This is a genomic window from Candidatus Andeanibacterium sp. (genome assembly GCF_057143545.1).
The window spans coordinates 1-17,978 of sequence record NZ_DBNHSF010000165.1 but is presented as its reverse complement, the minus strand read 5'-3'; the positions used below and the strand labels follow the sequence as shown (position 1 = coordinate 17,978).

At 63.2% G+C, this 17,978-nt stretch carries 19 protein-coding genes; 5 read left to right on the top strand and 14 right to left on the bottom strand.

Annotated elements, in window-relative coordinates; genetic code table 11:
- Both AC16XC_RS09745 and AC16XC_RS09740 read left to right on the top strand, forming a co-directional pair.
- Window positions 1–271, top strand: a 271-nt coding sequence (locus AC16XC_RS09745) for an NAD-binding protein (protein ID WP_484034462.1), incomplete at its 5' end; no start/stop codon positions are given.
- 2 nt (window positions 272–273) lie between these two features.
- Complete coding sequence (locus AC16XC_RS09740; protein WP_484034461.1) at window positions 274–657, top strand: carboxymuconolactone decarboxylase family protein; 384 nt, start codon at window positions 274–276, stop codon at window positions 655–657.
- A gap of 78 nt (window positions 658–735) precedes the next feature.
- Here AC16XC_RS09740 and AC16XC_RS09735 read toward each other — a convergent pair whose 3' ends face one another.
- From AC16XC_RS09735 to AC16XC_RS09720, 4 genes are all read right to left on the bottom strand, one after another.
- The gene (locus AC16XC_RS09735) at window positions 736–1,170 is read right to left on the bottom strand and encodes a DUF6152 family protein (RefSeq protein WP_484034460.1); all 435 of its coding nucleotides are present in this window, start codon (window positions 1,168–1,170) and stop codon (window positions 736–738) included.
- A 56-nt stretch (window positions 1,171–1,226) separates the two neighbouring features.
- Window positions 1,227–2,060, bottom strand: a complete 834-nt coding sequence (locus AC16XC_RS09730; RefSeq protein WP_484034459.1) for a hypothetical protein — start codon at window positions 2,058–2,060, stop codon at window positions 1,227–1,229.
- Between the two features lie 32 nt (window positions 2,061–2,092).
- A complete protein-coding gene (locus AC16XC_RS09725) occupies window positions 2,093–3,928 on the bottom strand; it encodes an outer membrane protein assembly factor BamB family protein (RefSeq protein ID WP_484034458.1) in 1,836 nt (611 codons plus the stop codon).
- A 153-nt stretch (window positions 3,929–4,081) separates the two neighbouring features.
- Window positions 4,082–4,252 (bottom strand): hypothetical protein, encoded by a 171-nt coding sequence (locus tag AC16XC_RS09720; RefSeq protein WP_484034457.1) that lies wholly within the window; start codon window positions 4,250–4,252, stop codon window positions 4,082–4,084.
- On the opposite strand from AC16XC_RS09720, the gene AC16XC_RS09715 reads away from it, so the two are divergent.
- Both AC16XC_RS09715 and AC16XC_RS09710 read left to right on the top strand, forming a co-directional pair.
- Complete coding sequence (locus tag AC16XC_RS09715) at window positions 4,251–4,778, top strand: DUF6644 family protein (RefSeq protein ID WP_484034456.1); 528 nt, start codon at window positions 4,251–4,253, stop codon at window positions 4,776–4,778. The two genes, AC16XC_RS09720 and AC16XC_RS09715, sit on opposite strands and share 2 nt — an antisense overlap.
- A 10-nt stretch (window positions 4,779–4,788) precedes the next feature.
- Window positions 4,789–5,298, top strand: coding sequence for a DUF6644 family protein (locus tag AC16XC_RS09710; protein WP_484034455.1), 510 nt, complete (start codon window positions 4,789–4,791; stop codon window positions 5,296–5,298).
- Window positions 5,299–5,376: 78 nt separating this feature from the next.
- Here the strand turns inward: AC16XC_RS09710 and AC16XC_RS09705 are convergent, their stop codons facing one another.
- From AC16XC_RS09705 to AC16XC_RS09670, 8 genes are all read right to left on the bottom strand, one after another.
- Window positions 5,377–7,047, bottom strand: coding sequence for a carboxylesterase/lipase family protein (locus tag AC16XC_RS09705; RefSeq protein WP_484034454.1), 1,671 nt, complete (start codon window positions 7,045–7,047; stop codon window positions 5,377–5,379).
- A gap of 4 nt (window positions 7,048–7,051) precedes the next feature.
- Window positions 7,052–8,005 carry a hypothetical protein gene (locus tag AC16XC_RS09700; RefSeq protein ID WP_484034453.1) on the bottom strand — a complete coding sequence of 318 codons (954 nt, stop codon included), beginning with the start codon at window positions 8,003–8,005 and terminating at the stop codon, window positions 7,052–7,054.
- Between the two features lie 101 nt (window positions 8,006–8,106).
- Window positions 8,107–9,198: a hypothetical protein gene (locus AC16XC_RS09695; RefSeq protein WP_484034452.1), complete on the bottom strand. Its 1,092-nt coding sequence runs from the start codon at window positions 9,196–9,198 to the stop codon at window positions 8,107–8,109.
- Complete coding sequence (locus tag AC16XC_RS09690) at window positions 9,195–10,274, bottom strand: hypothetical protein (RefSeq protein WP_484034451.1); 1,080 nt, start codon at window positions 10,272–10,274, stop codon at window positions 9,195–9,197. The genes AC16XC_RS09695 and AC16XC_RS09690 overlap by 4 nt, the downstream gene beginning before the upstream one ends.
- Window positions 10,275–10,276: 2 nt before the next feature.
- Window positions 10,277–12,214: an outer membrane protein assembly factor BamB family protein gene (locus AC16XC_RS09685; protein WP_484034450.1), complete on the bottom strand. Its 1,938-nt coding sequence runs from the start codon at window positions 12,212–12,214 to the stop codon at window positions 10,277–10,279.
- Window positions 12,215–12,367: 153 nt separating this feature from the next.
- Window positions 12,368–13,018, bottom strand: coding sequence for a hypothetical protein (locus AC16XC_RS09680; protein ID WP_484034449.1), 651 nt, complete (start codon window positions 13,016–13,018; stop codon window positions 12,368–12,370).
- On the bottom strand, window positions 13,015–13,704 hold the full coding sequence (locus AC16XC_RS09675; protein WP_484034448.1) for a HupE/UreJ family protein: 690 nt from the start codon (window positions 13,702–13,704) through the stop codon (window positions 13,015–13,017). Before AC16XC_RS09675 ends, AC16XC_RS09680 begins: the two co-directional genes overlap by 4 nt.
- A gap of 4 nt (window positions 13,705–13,708) precedes the next feature.
- Window positions 13,709–14,221: a hypothetical protein gene (locus AC16XC_RS09670; RefSeq protein WP_484034447.1), complete on the bottom strand. Its 513-nt coding sequence runs from the start codon at window positions 14,219–14,221 to the stop codon at window positions 13,709–13,711.
- 206 nt (window positions 14,222–14,427) lie between these two features.
- Between AC16XC_RS09670 and AC16XC_RS09665 the strand changes: the two genes are divergently transcribed.
- Window positions 14,428–14,790 carry a c-type cytochrome gene (locus AC16XC_RS09665; RefSeq protein ID WP_484034446.1) on the top strand — a complete coding sequence of 121 codons (363 nt, stop codon included), beginning with the start codon at window positions 14,428–14,430 and terminating at the stop codon, window positions 14,788–14,790.
- A 27-nt stretch (window positions 14,791–14,817) separates the two neighbouring features.
- Here AC16XC_RS09665 and AC16XC_RS09660 read toward each other — a convergent pair whose 3' ends face one another.
- A complete protein-coding gene (locus AC16XC_RS09660) occupies window positions 14,818–15,795 on the bottom strand; it encodes a VOC family protein (RefSeq protein ID WP_484034445.1) in 978 nt (325 codons plus the stop codon).
- Between the two features lie 33 nt (window positions 15,796–15,828).
- Window positions 15,829–17,772 carry an outer membrane protein assembly factor BamB family protein gene (locus AC16XC_RS09655; protein WP_484034444.1) on the bottom strand — a complete coding sequence of 648 codons (1,944 nt, stop codon included), beginning with the start codon at window positions 17,770–17,772 and terminating at the stop codon, window positions 15,829–15,831.
- Window positions 17,773–17,978 lie beyond the last annotated feature (206 nt).

The window sequence follows — 17,978 nt, the reverse complement described above, 5'->3', positions numbered from 1 at the left end:
GATCATCAATGTTTCGACCGGGCGCAGTTTCGTCTCGGAACTGGTGATGAAGGACCATGTCGTCACCCGCGCCTGGTCGACCGGGTTCCTCCTGGGCCTGCTCGCCAAGGATGTCGGGATCGCGCGGAAACTTGGCGCGGAACTGGGGCTCGATGCGCCGCTCAGCGAATTGGTCGACGAGCGGATGAAACAGGCGGTGGCGCAATGCGGCCCGGCCGCCGATCACAGCGAGGCGATCCTCGGCTGGTACAAGGACGAGTGGGAGAAATAGCGATGGGAAACGGGAGCGACGCCTACAGGAAGGGGATCGACCTCAGGCGGCATATGTTCGGCCATGCCGGAGCCGAAGGAGCGCATGAGGCGGCGAGCGACATCGGCCGGCCGCTGCAGGAATATGTCACCGAATTCTGCTTCGGCGAGATCTGGCAGCGCGAGGGGCTGACCAATCGCGAGCGCAGCATGCTGGTGGTGGCGATGCTGCTGGGCGCGAACCGGATGAAACAGGTGCGGGTGCATCTGCAGGGTGCGCTGGCCAATGGCGTCGAGCCCGAGGAACTGCGCGAAGTCTTCCTGCTGGCGATGGAATATCTCGGAATTCCCGCTGCGGCGGAGGCAACCTTCATGCTCGAGGCGATGCTCAAGGAAGAAGGCGGATAGGGCGCACAGGAAAGGCCCGGAAGGCGAGAACCTTCCGGGCCGTCATCCGGACCTCGCGGTCCGTTATTCCATCAAGGCCTAGTTGCCCTGCGCGCGGCGGGCCGCTGCTGCCGCTGCTTCCGTGGTCGGGTTGCCGAGCGAAAGCTCGCGCCCGTCGGGGAAGCTGATTTCGGCAGCCGATGCACGGGTGTCGCCGTCGCGGGCCTGGAAGGCCTGCACGATCACCTTGGTGCCGGCCGGCAGCGAATTTCTGTTCCAGCCGCGGCGGAGCAGCGCGCTGGGTGCGCCGCCTTCGACGCGCCAGACCTCGACCTTGCCGTTGCGGGTCGTGCGGATGTGGATCCACGAATGCGGATTGACCCATTCGAACTTGACCACTTCGCCTTCGATCTTGATCGGCTTGTTGCGATCGAATTCGGCCGCGAACGAGTGATGGGCATAGGCGGTTCCAGCCACCGCGCCCGTTGCAAGCACGGCGCCGATGAGGGCGGTACGCCAGGCCTTCTTGAACATATTAGGTACTCCTTGATGCATTGCCGGGCCTGTTTAGCCCGCCGAACCTGAACGGTTCATTGTCCTGAATCAGTTTCCAGCAGATCGCCGTAAAGCAGCAATTCCGAGAACGGAACGCACTTGAACTCGAGCAGCTGGGCATTTTCTTCCATCCGCCGATAAAGCGGCATCTTCATCGTCCAGGGGCGGGTAAATACCTCCGGATCGTCGATCGTCACTTCGTAATCGATGTGATTCGGGCCGTTCGCGGTAAACCGCTCGGTCACTGTCGCGTGGTTGGAAATGTAGTTGCCCGACCGGTCGAGCCAGGTCATGGTCGCGCGCATTTCGCCTTCCGGGCCCTTGTAGTCGCCCGGGCTCTGCGAAAGCGTGGTGACGACCAGCGTATCGCCATCCCACTGGCCGTAGGATGTGCCCATCCAGGTGTCGATCGGCGGGATTTCGATATCCTGCATGTTGATCACGCGGTTCGCCGATGCGTATTCATAGACGAACAGCATGTCGCCCTGGCCGTCCTGGATGATCTGGAACGGCAGGTCGATATAGGTCGCGCGCGGAATGCCGGGCAGGTAGCAGGCCGCTTCCGGATCCCAGCCCGGAGCATCGCGGCGATGCTGCTCGCGCAGGGCCTTGGCCTCTTCCTTGTAGGGAATCGTCCCGCCGACGACCACTCCGAGCCCGGCCGGAGTCGCCGCGAGCGCGCCTTGCAGCCGCGAAATCGCCGCCTTGGAATTGTCGGACGCCGAATGCGGCTCGAGATCGTAATTGGCGGTGTTCATGACCTGCCAGATACCGTTGAGGTTCGGCTTGCCGCCGATCCTCTCGACATCGTGGGCCAAGGCCCCGCCGGCGCCGACCATCAGCACCGCGGCTGCGGCTGCGCCCTTCAAAATTTGTTTAATTCCCGGCATATCCACTCCTGTCAGATATCTTCACCTGGAAGCGCAAAGGTCACAATCGAACCGCCCGCATTGATCGCGACATATTGCTTGCCGCTCTTGCCCCGATAGCTCATCGGGTTGGCATTCGCATTATTCCCTAAAACCGCCTCCCACAATTGTTCGCCCGAGGCCGAGTCAAACGCCCTGAAGCGCTTGTCGTTCGTCGCGCCGACAAATACAAGCCCGCCCGCGGTTACGGTCGGACCCGCGCTGCCGGCATTGCCCAGCACATTCTTGCCCTCTGGCAGGCCTTCATACAAGCCCAGAGGCACCGCCCATCTGATTGCCCCGGTATTGGCATCGACTGCGGTCAGGCGCGCCCATGGCGGCTTGTAGCAGGGCAGGGCCTGCCCGACCGGGCGGCCATTCTCGTCATATTCGCCCGACAACGGGGCATTGTAGCTGAAAAACGGACCCTTCCCGTCCACGCTGGCGCGGTCGTATTCCGGCGCGATGCGCGCATCGAAGCTGTAGGGCGGGCTGCCTTCGGGCACTTTCTCGACCCAGCCGACCAGCGATGTGTCGATCGCGTTGACATAGACCAGGCCGGTTTCCGGATCGGCTGCCGGGCCGCCCCAATTTACTCCGCCAATCCCGCCGGGAAGCTGGATCGTCGAGACCAGCGGCGAATTCTCGTCGCGGTACAGGAACGGTGTGTACGGCCCCCAGTTGATGAAGCCGCCGGCCTTTTCCCACATCGCGCGACAGGCCGCGGCATGTTCGGGCGTGGTATCCTCTGCGGTGACGATGTCCTGGTAATCCATCCGCACCCGGCTGAGCGGCGGGGTAACCACCGGGATCGGCTGGGTCGGGTGATAATATTCGCCCGGCACGTTACCCGGAGGAACCGGCACTTCGGCAACCGGATGGACCGGATGCCCGTCGGCCGCATCGAGCACGAAGAAATTGCTCGACTTGCCGACATTGGCCAGCACCAGCTCGCGCTTGCCGTTCACCGTCACCGGGAACAGCGGGCCGGCATGCGACATGTCGATATCCCACAAATCGTGGTGCACGGTCTGGAAATGCCACTTATAGGCACCGGTCTGGAGATCGACCGCGACGACCGAATTGCCGAACACGTTGGCGCCGGGACGATCGCCGCCATAGTAATTATGGGCCGGCCCGGCGATCGGCAGGTAGACCGTGTCGCTGGCTTCGTCGACTGTGGCGGCGAAACCCCACATATTGGTCCCGCCGCGGTCCTTCCAGCCATCGCCCCAGGTCTCGCTGAAAGGCTGTCCGGCATCGGGCGTGGTATCGAATTCCCACAGCTTCTTGCCGGTCAGGACATCGAAAGCCCGCGGGTTGCCGGGATCCCCTTGCGGACTTTCCAGCGTTGCCGCTCCGATGATCGCGACATTCTTGTAGACCGTCGGGGTGCCGCCATAGCTGACCCCAACTTCCGCCTTCCCGCCTTCTCCGAAGCTGTCGACCAGGGAGCCGCTTGCCGCATCGAGCGCAATCATGTGAGAGCCGGCCATCACCAGCAGGCGGGGCGCGTTGCTCTCATCACCCGGCCAGTAGGCCAGCCCACGCCCGGAGACGCCGCCACCGAATTGCTGGCCTTCGGGGCGCGGCTCCTCATGGGTCCAGATTTCCGTGCCGCTATCGGCATCGAGCGCGACCACCCTCGTACCGGCGGTCACATACATCACGCCGTCGATCACCAGCGGCACCGCATTGTTGAATGCACGCAGCGGATAGGACCAGGCCTCGACCAGTGTGGCAACGTTCGACTTGTTGATATCGTCCAGCGGAGAATAGCGGGTCGCGGCCAGATCGCGATGGATCGTCCGCCAGTCGCCAGCAGGCATTTCCGCCTGCGCCTGCACGCCCGCAGACGGGGCAAACGCAAGACTTGCCGCCAGAGTTAGGCTCGCAGCGATTCGCATGATTGTCCTCTCCGATTTGCCCGGATCCGGGCGCGCGGCCATCGCCCTGCTAGATGACTTTGTCCTGTTTTAGGGTCAATGAACGGCTTTGACAATGCTTTGTTGGCTGTCTAACGAATTGCCCTCTTGAGGATGCTCCTCCAGAATGCGCTCGACAGCCGACAGGCGTGATTCGACCGGGGCGGCAAGCCGATCGAACCGCGCATGGCGGCGACGGGGGAAGAATGAAGGGACCGATGCGCTCATGATAGGCGACCTATTATTCAGATTTGCCGAGTGGCTGCGCTCGACATTTCTCAACGATCTGGCGTTCTGGATCAGCGACACAGCCTTGTGCCAGTGGATCCAGTCGAATTTCTGGGCGATTCCAACGATCCAGGTGTTTCATATCGCCGCGATTGCGGCACTGTTCGGATCGGTGCTGATGATCAACCTGCAGGTGCTCGGCCTGCTCGGCGGGCATCGCACGCTGGCGCAGACCTCGGCCCGTTTCGTTCCGTGGATTCGCTGGGCCTTCGTGGTGCTCCTGGTGAGCGGGCTGCTGCTGATCATCGGCGAGCCGGTGCGCGAACTGCCGAACCCGATCTTCTGGCTCAAGATGGTCGCGATCGCCGTAACGGTGCCGATCAGCCTCGCCTTCAACGCGAAGGTCAGCAAGATCGGTTCGACCGGGGCGCTTTCCGCGTCCTACAAGCTCGTTGCGGTCCTGTTGATCGTGCTGTGGTGCGTGATCATGCTGGGTGGCCGCTGGATCGCCTACGCGCCGGTCTAAGGGGATTATCATGGCAACCGAAGAAATGACTCTCTGGCAGAAGATCGAATTTTCTGCGCTTGGCGATTATCTCGCCACCGACCCGATCGCATTCCCGATGATCGAAACCGGGCACGTCATCGCGCTGGTCACGGTGTTCGGCGCGATCCTGATCATGGATCTGCGGATGCTCGGCCTCGCTTCGACCGGCAGTGCGATCTCCAAGATCGAGCGCGACACGGTGCGGCTGACCTGGATCGCTTTCATCCTGGCTGCGATCACCGGCTCGCTGCTGTTCGTCAGCAAGGCTTCGAGCTACATGATCAACCCCTATTTCCTGACCAAGATGGGCCTGATGGTGCTGGCCGGGATCAACATGGCCTATTTCCAGTTCGTGACCTGGAAGAATGTCGACCGGTGGGATACCGCCGCCGATATCCCCTTCGCGGTCAAGCTGGCCGGGGCCCTGTCGCTGACATTCTGGCTGCTGGTGATCTTCTTCGGCCGCGCGATCGGGTTCACGCTCAGCTTCTATTACTGAGCTGACCCCCGGGCATAGGAAAAGGCCGCGAGACCGGTTTGGTCCCGCGGCCTTTTCCTGTGGCGAATGCGCCAGCCCCTACTCGCCATCGGGCCCCGGATCGCGCTCGATCCCGAGCGGGGTCAGCACGTCGCGCTGGTAGACCGCGCTGTGGAACTTGATCTGGGCATCGGTCGCCCATTCGCCCGGAGCCGAACCGGTGCTGGTGAGCAGCATGGCCTCGTTATCGGGGGATTCGGCGACAGACGGCCAATAGGGCAGGCCCTCGCCGTTGGGATTGCCGGTGCGGGCAAAGTTCACCCAATACTGCATCACCTGGTCCGAGAACTCCCACATCTTCGGATCGCGGCTGTTGAGCTTGCGCGAGCTGCCGTCGGGGAACAGCCGCTCCTCGTCGAGCGTGCCGAGCACGAAGGCGACTTCGCCGGCATGGGTGGTGCCGGTGTCGGCCCCGTTGGCGTAATGCGGGCGGTTGGTAAAGAGGTACTGGTAGCCGTTCTTGCCGAGCGAAACGGCATCCTCGGCCATCAGCCGGTGGTGCCAGGCCATCGCATCGACTCCCGGCATGCCCGACACGGCCCGGGCCTCTTCGTCGGTCTCCGCGGGATAGGCGGCCATCCCGAGATCGGCGAGGTCGCGCCAACGCTGCGCCGCGCCAGCCTTCCAGCTCTCGGCGGTCGCCGGCGGACCGAATCCTCCGCCAAAGGCAAATTCCATCTCGTTCGAGCCGGTCAGGATGTCGACTGCGTTCTGCTTGCCTTCGGCAATGGTCAGCGAAACATCCTGCGGGATGATCCAGCCATCGACGATCATGCCCTGACCGCGAACCTTCTGGAACAGTTCGACCGCCGGCATGGCGCGCAGTTCGGCCAGCGAGGGATTGCCAAGCTGGCCCAGCGCATTGGCGGTCTGCTGGACCGCATTCGCTTTCTTGGCCATCTGGGCGATGCCGAGCGCCATATAGCCTCCGCTTTGCGGGATTGCCCGGTGGAACAGCCCCGCTGCTTCGGGTGAGCCGAGCAGGCCGCCGGCAATCGCGGCACCGGCCGACTGGCCGAAGATTGTGACATTGTCGGGATCGCCGCCGAACTGTTCGATATTGTCGCGGATCCATCTGAGCACGGCGATCACGTCGGCCAGCGCCTGGTTGCCCGAGGTGCCGTGTTCGGACTCCGCGTCCAGCTCGGGATGGGAGAAGAAGCCGAGCGATCCGAGCCGGTAATTCATGGTGACCATGACCGCGCCGGTCGCCGCGATGTGGTCTCCGCGATTATAGGGGCTGTTGCCGCCGCCATCGGTATAGGCGCCGCCATATAGCCACAGCATCACCGGGCGCTTCTCGTCGGCGCTTGCCGCAGCGGTCCAGACATTGAGGTAGAGGCAGTCCTCGGACATTTGCGGGTTCTGCTGTTCGTCGACCGCGGCATTCTTGTAGCGCGGCAGGCCCGAGTTCTGGATACAGGGCGGCTTGAAATGCTTGGCATCGAGCACGCCTTCCCAGGGTTCGACCGGCTGCGGCACCTTGAAACGGTTTTCTCCGACCGGGGGGGCGCCAAACGGGATGCCGGTAAACGCAACCACCCCGGGCTCGATCCCCGGATAGCCCTTGACCAGGCCCTTGTCGGTCTGGATCGGCTGCTGCATCGCTGGCAGCTCTGCGGGCGGTCCGAATTGCGCATGCGCGACACCGGCCGAAGCCAGCAGGGCTGTCGAAAGGGCGAGGTGCAGCGCCTTTGCGCGTGTGCTCATGGCATTACTCTCCGTTGTTGGCTGCCTGGGCGCGCCCGGCGCGCGAGGCGCTGATGTAATTGCGGATCTGGACGTTGCCTTCGTGGCAGGCATATTCGAAGATCTCGTAGGTCTCGTCGCGTTTCCAGTCGAGCCGCGCGGTCCACGGCTTCGTGAACACGACCGGGTCGCTCCAGGTGACGTCATAGGTGATTTCGTCCGGGCCGATCATGTGCAGCCGCTCGACCATTTTCGCCTGTGCGCTGACCGGGGTGTCGTTCTCGCGCGGCGAGCCGGTGGTCCCGATATTGGTCGCCGAAGGACCGGGCAGGAAATTGGTGGTCTCGATCACCAGCGTATTGGCGTCTTCCCAATGGCCGCGGCTTTCGCCGGTCCAGTGGCGGATCGCGGGCGAGATCGATGGCCGGCCGTCGGTGTAGACGATCCGCGTCTCGTGGACCATTTCCATCTGGATCGCGACCAGGCCGGGCGCCTGGAAAATCCGCATCCCGTTATTGTACATGAAGGGGAACATCGACGCCGGTAGCCCGCGCGATATGCAGCGGTCCCAGCTGTCGAAATCGTCGATCCAGTCGAACTCCTGCCCGGCGCGCCAGGTCGAACCCATTTCCGCCGACAGGCGCTCGCCTTCGGGTGTCTTGGCCGGAAGGCGGCCATCCACCGGGTCGACGATCCAGCTCGTGCGGCGGTTGGCCGGATAGACTTCCGCCCAATGGCCGATCCCCAGCTGGTTCTTCTCGTCCTCGTTCTCGTAGCGGCGCGCCAGTTCGGCCACCATGCCCTCGCGCTCGGCAAACTCCTCCTCGGTGAGGAAGATGCGCTCGCCGAACTGCTCTTCGCGCTGCAGCGGCGTGCGGCTGTTCAGGTGATCGATCGGCCAACCGCCCCGGAAATCGGGCTCACCCCACGAGGTCCTTGCCGGGGCGTATTCGTCCGAAGGCACGGGCAGGACGGACAAATCCCCATCCTGCGCCAAGGCGGCGGCCCCTGCAGCCGCGAGGGTTACAGGGGCCAGGCCGATCAACGCCTTCCGGCGGGCTTGCGCGAAGGACATCCCGATCAGTTCGCGGCGGATTCTTCGTCTTCCCGCATCGCGGCGTCGGTGCCGCGCAGCGCCCGCGACGAGGTGATGTAGTTGCGCACCTGCACATTGCCTTCATGGCAGGCATATTCGAAGAACTCGTATTCCTCATTGCGCGTCCAGTCGACCCGGGCGGTCCAGGGCCTGGTCCAGACCTTGGGATCCGAATAGGTCAATTCGTAGATGATGTGGTCCGGATTGGTCATGGTCAGCCGCTCGATGGCCTTGGCCTCGTCCGAAGTCGGAATGACATTGTTGGGCGGGGCGCCCATGGTCGCCATGTTGAGCGGGGAACCACCGGGCATGATGTTGTCGGTTTCGATCACCAGCGTGTTGCCGTCCCAATAGCCGACGCTGTCGCCCATCCATTCCTTCACGCGAGAATCGTTGTGCCTGACCGCGCCCTTTTCGACGATCGGGATCACGCGGGAATCGTGAATCATCTCGAGGTCGATCACGACAAAGCCCGGCGCCTGGAAGATGCGGATGCCGTTATTGTAGCGGAAGGGCAGCATCGAGGCGGGGAAAGCACGGGTGATGCAGCGGTCCCAATTGTCGAAATCGGTGGTCCAGTCGAAGGTCTGGCCGGCGACCCAGCTGGAACGGCCGATCGCCATCATGTTCTTGCCGTATTCGGTGAATTCGGGGAGGCGGCCGTTGGGCGGATCGACCAGCAGCGACGTGCGGCGGCCCGAAGCGTCGGATTCGACCCAGTGGCCCATGCCGATCTTGCCCTGTTCGTCTTCGGCGGCGTAGCGCGCGTCCGATCCGGCGGCCTGTGCCGCACGCTGGGCGTATTCCTCCTCGGTCAGCCAGAAGCGGTCGCCATATTGCGGACTGCGCTGGAGGAACAGGCTGGCGATGTTGTCGATCGGCCAGGTTCCACGGAGGTCAGGATCGCCCCACGGCGTCCTGGGTGGGTCGAAGTCGGTTGGCACCGGCGGCATCACGGTGAGGTCGTCGGGGACCGGCTGCGCCAGTACCGGGGTCAATGCCGTCGCACTCAAGGCCGCGGCAGCCAGCGCGACCGATGCCGCTGCAAGCTTCGCTTTCGAAAACTTCATTCTCATTCCGCATCCTCCTGTTGCTGTGCCCGCTCCGCTCTCGACGAGCTGATATAGCCACGGATCTGCACATTGCCTTCGTGGCAGGCATATTCGTAGAACTCGTAATCGTCCTTGCGCCGCCAGGGGAGCCGTGCGGTCCAAGGCGCGGTGAAGATCACGGGATCGTTCCAGGTCACCTCATACACGATCGTGTCGGGGCCTGTCATGGTGAAGCGCTCGATCATATGCGCCGAGGTGCTGACCGGGGTGTCGTTCTGGAACGGCGAACCGGTGGTGCCGACATTGGTGGCGGACGGGCCGGGCTTGAAATTGGTCGTTTCGACGACCAGCGTGTTGCCGTCTTCCCAGTGGCCGCGGCTTTCACCCATCCAGTTATCGATTGCCGGCGAGATCGACGGACGCCCATCGGTGTAGATGATCCGCGTTTCGTGGACCATCTCGAGCTGGATCGCGACCAGCCCCGGCGCCTGCCACAGGCGGATGCCGTTATTGTAGTTGATGGTGAACATCGAAGCCGGCAGGCCGCGGGTGATGCAGCGATCCCAGCTGTCGAAATCGAGCGGGGTGTCGAAGGTCTGGCCCATGCGATAGCTCGACCGCATCAGGTCCGAACGGCGCTTGCCTTCCTCGGTCTTTTCGGGGAGCCGCCCATTGGGCGGATCGATCAGCATCGAAGTCCGGCGATTGGCTTCGCCCGGTTCGACCCAGGCGCCCATGCCGAGCGTATTGTCTTCGAGCATGCGCTGGTAACCGCCGGCCCGGCGTTCCGCGAATTCCTGGTTCTGCGCGAATTCCTTGTCCGACATCCAGTAGCGGTTGCCCTGGTTTTCGAGGCGTTCGAAGCGGAAGCCGTTCAGGTGATCGACCGGCCAGCCGCCGCGGAAATCGGGTTCGCCCCATTCGGTCAGCGCGGGCTTGTAGTCCCTCGGCACGGCCGGAATCGCCTCGAGCTGCGCCAGCACTTCGGGCTCGAATTCCTCGGGCGGACCGGGCGGCGGGCCGAATTGCGCGCTCGCCGAAGCCGCGCACAGCGCTGCGGCAGACGTTGCGGCAAGAATCCCGGAAAGACGCAATGTCATGGTCATTCACCTGCTTTCGGGAGAGCGAAGGCAATATATTTGTTGGAACCGGGCTCGGGCAGGCCCAGGCCGGTCGCGAAATGCCCTCCTCCGCCGACAGGAACGACCACGAACTGGCGGCCATCGGCCTCATAGACCGCGGGAACGCCTTCGATTGCGGCATCGACCTTGTGCTCCCACAGGATCTGGCCGGTATTGGCATCGCGGGCGCGAATGGTGCGATCGGTGGTGGTGCCGATGAACAGCAGGCCGCCGCCGGTCACGACCGGCGAACCGCGCGGCGTCTGGGCGCCGGTATTGGTGATCCCCCGTTCGGCCAGCGGAGCGATGTCGCCATTGGGGACCTGCCACAGCTTGATGCCGGTGTTCATGTCGTAGAGCGTGATCGACGAGAAGGGCGGCGCGATCGCGACCATGCCATTGGGCTGGAGCATGAAATCGACCGGCGAACGATAGGGCTGCACATCGCCGCCGCTGTTCGGCATATTCTCGAGCGCCGTCGGGCGGGTGTCGGGAACCAGCTTGGCCATCGTCGGGATGTTGCGGTTGACGATGTAGAGCCGCGCGCGCTCGGGATCGATCGCCGCCATGCTCCAGTTGGCGCCGCCATTATGTCCGGGCATCATGATCGTGCCTTCGAGACTTGGCGGCGTGAACAGGCCTTCATTGCGGGAATTGCGCAGGATCTCGCGCAATTTCGCCTGGTCCTCCTCGGGCAGGTAGGGATTGATGTCATCTTCGGTGAAGCGCTGGCGGGTGAAGGGCTCGGGCCAGGTCGGGAATGGCTGGGTCGGCGAGGCGACCTCGCCGGGAACGTCGGACTGGGGAACCGGGCGCTCCTCGATCGGCCAGATCGGCTCGCCGGTCAGCCGGTTGAAGACGAACAGGAAACCCTGCTTGGTCGGCTGGACCACGATCGGAACGTCCTGGCCGTCGCGCTTGATCGTCATCAGCTTGGGCGCGATCGGAATGTCGTAGTCCCACAAATCGTGGTGGATCGTCTGGAAATGCCAGATGCGTTCGCCGGTCCGGGCATTGAGCGCGAGGATCGAATTGCCGAACAGGTTGTCGCCCGGGCGGTTGCCGCCGTAGAAGTCGAAGCGGGCGGTGCCGGTCGGGATGAAGATGATCCCGTTTTCGGTGTCGATCGTCGATTCCGACCAGTTGTGGACGCCACCCAGCTTGTCCTGCTCGTTCTCGGGCCAGGTATCGTATCCGAATTCGCCGGGATGCGGGACGGTATGGAAGGTCCAGACATGTTCGCCCGTGCGGACATTATAGGCCTGGATATCCGCGGGCGACGATGCGTAGTCATAGGCGCCCGCCGGAAGGGAGACGATGATCAGGTCCTCGAAAATCCGGCCGGGATTATTGGTCTGCAACGGACGGGCCGGCGGCGTGCCGCTGTCGAGCGCATCGCGCAAGTCGACCCCGCCATTGGTGCCGAAGCTCTGGATCACTTCGCCGGTATCGGCATTCACGGCGCGCAATATGCCGCCATTGAGCACCATCAGGCGCTTTTCGCTGCCGTCTTCGCTTTGCCAGAGATTGATCCCCCGGCCGCCAATGCCGCCCTCGAAGGAAGTGCGCCAGATCTCTTCGCCGGTCGCTGCATCGAGCGCGACGAGATCGCTTCCGGCTCCGGCATACATCACGCCGTCAACGACAATCGGACCGAACATGAAGCCGAATCCGCCGCTGCCGGCCTCGAAGGTCCAGGCCACTTCGAGCTGATCGACATTGCCGGTATTGATCTGGTCGAGCGAGGAATATTGCGAGCTTTCGCCGCCGCCGAGATAGTTCTCCCAGGTCGAGTAATCGACGCCCTGTGCCAGTGCCTGCGTGGAAAGGGTGCAGGCCAGCGCAAGACTGCAACCCAGGCCCAGCTTGCGCAATGCCCATGCGCGCCCGACCCGGCGCCCCGACGGCAGATTGTTCACGAATATTCTCCTCAAGAAACTTCCATCACCGCTGCGGGCGGTTCACATTTTTGCGGCCTAGCCGATCCGGCTGGATTCCAACAAGTGCCATATTTCGCTCAAATTGACAAAATCCGTTTTTTCGACCGGGCAAGCACGACAGTCGACAAGGGCCTATTGGGCAGGCTCCGCTTCGGCTGCAGCTGCCGCATTCGGGACGATTTCGCGCTTGATCTGTGCCGAACCCTCGAACACGGTCGCTTCCGTCAGCGAGCCCGACGCATCGAGCGTCAAAGTGACATTGTCCACCGAATCGTTCCTCCAGAACCACCCGTGAATGCCAGTGAATGCTGGGACATAGGTCCCGCTCATCGACCGCGCCTCGTCGACGCCGTAACTTTCGGTCAGGTCTTCGCCGCCTTCGAAGGGATGGGCGTGCATGTCATAGCTGAGCGGTCCGGACGCCGACCATGCAAAGTTGAGCGGCTCGCCTTCGTTCAGCGTATATTTGAACTCGATGGACTCGAACGGCCCCAGTTGGCGTACCCATTGATCGGTCACCTGGCCGGGGATGGGTTCGAACGGCTCGTCGCTCAGTGTCAGCACGCCTTCGCGCAAGGCGCCCCGGCGTTGCTCCTCGCTCATGCCGGGATCGGAAATCTCGGTCAGGCCCAGCGCCTTGCCGGCGCCGGTCGGGTCGATCCCGAATTCCGCCGGCAGCACGAACAGCACCATGATCGCCGCACCCGCCAGGACGAGCCCGCCTGCGCCGATGATCCATTGGCGGCTCGAACCCGCTGCTTGTTGTTCTGTCGTTTCAGTCATGCGTTCAAATATCCGTTTATCTGGTAGGCGGTGAGGATCAGCCCGGCGCCGATCAGGGCGATATTGGCGAAAAATGCTCCGCGCTGGAAGCCTGGCGTCTTGCGCCAGAGATTGAGCAGGACCACTACGACGGTCAGCACGATGACCTGGCCGACTTCGACTCCGATATTGAAGCCGATCAGGTTTGTCAGCAATCCGTTTTCGGAGGCTTCGAGATCCTGCAGCTTGGTGGCGAGGCCGAGGCCGTGAAACAGGCCGAAGACCAGCACGGCCAGCTTGGTATTGATCGTCAGGCCCAGCCTGGCAAATCCGCCGATATTCTCGACCCCCTTGTAGATCACCGACAGGCCGATGATGGCGTCGACGATGTAGGGATTGGCACCGGTGCCAAGCAGCACCCCGGCTATCAGCGTGGTCGAATGGCCGATCGTGAACATCGAGACATACAGCACCACGTCGCGCAGCCGATGGAGGAAGAACACCACCCCGATCAGGAAGAACACATGGTCGTAGCCCGTGACCATGTGCTTGGCCCCGAGATAGAGGAACGGAATGAAGGCAGGGCCATCGATCGTCTGGACGAAGGCCTTGTCGCCTTCGGCAACGTCATGCGCCAGCGCCGCGCCGGTCAGGAAAAGCAACAGGTACAGTGCCGCAAGCGGCCAGACATGCCTGCGTAGCACCATGAATCTATCCTGCCGTCGGATCTTCCAGATCGGCCTGCGCGCCTTCGCCTTCCTGGGGATAGGCCTGGTGGCACGCCTGGCAGACATTGTAGAGGTCGCCGCCGAGCGTGAAGAGCTCGTCTTCGCTTGCACGGTCGCGCGCTGCCTGTTCGGCCCGCTGCCCGATCTGGACGAGTCCGCGCGAGAAGGTGATCCAGTCATCGCCGCGCCCTTCCGCGTAAAGCGGGGTCATCAGGAGATTGCCCATTTCGGTGACGGTTGCCGCGGAACTGACGACCTGGTTCCACCGCTCGTCGGTGGTGGGACGCAGATCGTGGGTCCCGGTCTCGTCGGAGATCGACCCTGCGGCGCCCCAGAACACCTCGGATTGGGGCTGGACGACTGTCGCCATCAATTGCTTGATGTCGTGCGCCTGGAGGTAGGTCTCACCCCGGTTGTCCTGGCCTGCCGACGAATCCTGGCCACAGGACGACAGCAGCAGGCCCATCGCCGTTGCTGTTAGAAACTTTCCGGCCATGCTTTTCTCCCAAGCTTGCGATGCGCTGCGCGAATACCACCGTGCACGCGAATTGCACAAGCAACGCTTTGCGCCCCTGTTCTGGACAGAGTCAACGATTGTTTGCAGGCGTCAATCTCTCATTCATGGGTTGCAATCTAGAAGATTTTCGCACAATGGCACCCGCCATAAACCGGACAGAATCAATTAGTGGAAGATTCGAAGTGATGAAAATGGTCTCCGCCCGCAGCGCTCGCCGCTCTGGACTGGCTGGCATTTTTGCTGCCCTCGCCGTAGCCACGGTCGGGATTTCGACGGTTCCGGCGGCAATGGCGGCCGCTACCGATACCGCGGCGCAGGGCCGCCAATTGTTCAACGATTGGGGCTGCAACGCCTGCCACGTGCTGAAGGATGCGGGCGCGGCCGGCCATGTCGGCCCGGCGCTCGACAGGAATGCCAAGCTGAGCAAGGATTATATTACCAGCCTCGTCAACAACGGGCAGGGTGCGATGCCGGGCTTCGCCGGAGCGATGACCGACGAGGAAATCGACATCCTCGCCACCTACATCCTCGAAAACGCCGCCAAGTAAGCCTGCGGCCAGCGCAATTTCCCTGCGTCAGTCGGGCGCCCGCGGATTCGGCCCGACTTGCGCGAAATAATTCGTCACACCGTCGGGATCGTTGAGCCAGATCGTCGTGAGTTCGAAGCCGGCCAGCTTGTTGAGCGGGGTTTCGACTGCGACATTGCGCCGCTTGGCCCTGGCATCGACCATCGCGGCATCGCTCACCACATACTGGATCCCGGCGCTGCCATTGTCGACCGCATTGCCGGCTGGCTCGTAGAGCATCAGGATCGTTTCCTTGTGCTGGTAGGGATAGAGCGTGGTCCCGAGGATTTTCGCATCAACCGGCGCCAGCTCGTCGAGGCCGACGAATTCGCGATAGAAAGCGCGGCTCTGCGCAAGGTCCGAGACGCCGATCCCGACACGCACCCCGGCATTCGAATGATCGGGCAGGCCCGGCCGGGTCAGGATCACGATGTCGAACCCGCCTGGGTCCTGCACCAGCGCCTGTTTGTAGCCATCGTCCCGGTCGACGAATTGCGGCTCCTCGAAGCCGGCATCGCGGAAGCGCTGCTTGACCACTTCAGGGTCGGGATAGGACAGCATGAAAAAGCGGATGCCGGTGCCTCCGTTCCAGCCGCCCGCCAGGTCGTATTTGCGATCGCCTTGCTGGCCCGCCGAAAGCTTGATCTGCATGCTGCCGACGCCGGTCAGGATCATCTGCTGGGTCGCGGTCAGCTGGATCGGGCTCAAGGATTTGAGCGCGAGCGCTTCGGTGTAGAATTTGACCATTGCTTCGGTCTGTTCGCGCGGGAAGCGGCGGAAGACATTCATGCCGTCGGCAGTGAACAGGTCGCGGGTCGAACTGTCGAGCTGTTCCTGGGTCAGCTCGCCGGGCTTGTAGGCGAGCTCGGAATCCACCTGCATCAGCGCGCCTTCGGGCGTCACGACCGTTTCCTGTGCCCGGGCGCCCGAGAGCGCAAACCCCGCGACAGCGAGGCAAACGGTCAGCAGCGCAGACATCTTGTTCATCATTGAAATCCTCTCCGGGACAGTTTGCCGCGCCTAGTCCGGCAAGGCAAATGCCACGATGCCTTCGCGGTTGAGCGGGCGGTTGTCGGGACCGCGCATGGCCCCGTTCACGCCCGAGGCGACCACCGCGACATATTGCTTTCCGTCCTTGCCGCGATAGCTCATCGGGATGGTCTGGGCGGCATAGTCCAGCCGCTGCTGCCACAGGATATCGCCGGTCTCGGCATCGAAGGCGCGGAACAGGCGGTCCCCGGTCGCGCCGATGAACACCAGCCCGCCGGCGGTCGCCATCGGGCCGCCGGAGGAATTGTTCGCGCCGGTATTCTGCTTGTCTTCGCCCAGCGCTTCGGAAAGGCCGAGCAGCTTCTCCCATTTGATCTCGCCGCTATTGGCGTCGACTGCATAGAGCCGGCCCCAGGGCGGCTTGAAGCAGGGGAGGGTGACGCTGTTGCCTTCTTCGTCCTCGAAGCTTGCCATGAAGCCCGAATAGGCGCCCGGCCCGATCAGGCTCCCGCGGTCGTATTTCTGGTTCGAGGTGGCGGTCCCGCGGCCATAATCGCCTTCCGGATCGCGTTCCTCGATCCAGCCGATCGAACCGCCTTCGCTGGTGTTGACATAGACGATGCCGCGCCCCGGATCGGCGGCGCTGCCGCCCCACACGACCCCGCCATTATGCGGGCGGTTGATCGAAGCGCGCGGAGGATCGGTCTTGGGATCGAGCAGGAAGAACGGCGTGAACGGCCCCGAATTGAAGAAGGTCCCGCCATAGGAATCCAAGAGGTCGCGGCAGGCCCGGGCGTGTTCCTCATTGGTGATCTCGGCGGTGACGACGTCCGAGGGATCCCAATACATGTTCGAGAGCGGCTTTGGCTTCACCGGGATCGGCTGGGTCGGCGAATACCATTCGCCGGGGACGTTGGCGGCGGCGACGAAATGCTCGTTGACCCCGTGGATCGGCTCGCCGGTCTTGCGGTTCAAGATATACATCAGGCCGGGCTTGCCGGTTTCGGCGAGCGCCGGGACGGTCTTGCCGTCGATGGTGAGGTCGAACAGCACCGGCGGGGCGGGCAGGTCCCAGTCCCACAGCTCGTGATGGATCGTCTGGAAGTGCCAGCGATATTCGCCGCTATCGAGATCGAGCGCGACGATCGAATTTCCGAACAGATTGTCGCCCGGGCGGTCGCCGCCGTAATAGTTCGGGCTGGGGCTGCCGAGCGTGTGATAAAGGAGGTTGGTTTCCGGATCGTAGGTCGTGTACCAGACCCACATATTGGTGCCCGAACGGTCCTTCCAGCCATCGTCGAGCCAGGTTTCGTGGCCGACTTCGCCGGGGCGCGGCACGACATTGAATTCCCACAGTTTGGCGCCGGTGCGTGCATCGAAGGCCCTGGTATTTCCCGACTCGCCGCGGGGATCTTCTTGGGTATTGGCGCCGATCACCATCACATTCTTGTAGATCGACGGCGGGTAATTATAGGGCGTGCCCTCGATCGCGATCGAGCCGCCGGTACCGAAGCCCGGATCGGGTTCGCCGGTTGCCAGCGAAATGGCGTGAAGCGCGCTGCCGGTCGAGTAATAGATGCGCGCACTGTGCTCGCCATCGCCCGGCCAGTAGGAAACGGCCCTCCGTGCCAGTCCGCCGGTGATCTCGTGCCGCCAGATCACCTCGCCGCTATCGCCCTCGAGCGCCAGCACCGCGGTGCCCGTGGGGACATACATGATCCCGTCGATCACGATCGGGACGGTGCCGCCGAGCAGGGCGCCGCCGCCTTCGGGCCGCAGCGCCAGGCTCCAGGCCTGCTCGAGGCTGGCGACATTGCCGCGATTGATATCGTCCATCGGAGCAAAGCGGGTGCCGCTGGCGTCGCGTGCATAGAGCGGCCAGTCACCGGGATCGGGATTGGTGACGCTGGTCTGGGCGAAGGCGGGCAGGGCAAGCACTGCGGCGCCAAGGGCCAGGGCAATTCGCTTGTGCATGAAGGGCAGTCCTCTCGATCGGATCAACGGCATGCGGCCTCTTCGCGGGCGCTCGGTGCCATCATGGCGAGACTAGCGAGGCATGCAAGCGCGAATTCTTAGCAAGGCAAGGATTTTCGGGAGCCACGGCCGCGCGCAGGGCGAAGGCCAAAAAAAGGGCGGATGGCCGAAGCCACCCGCCCCATCCCCTTCCTGTGATAAGGAGA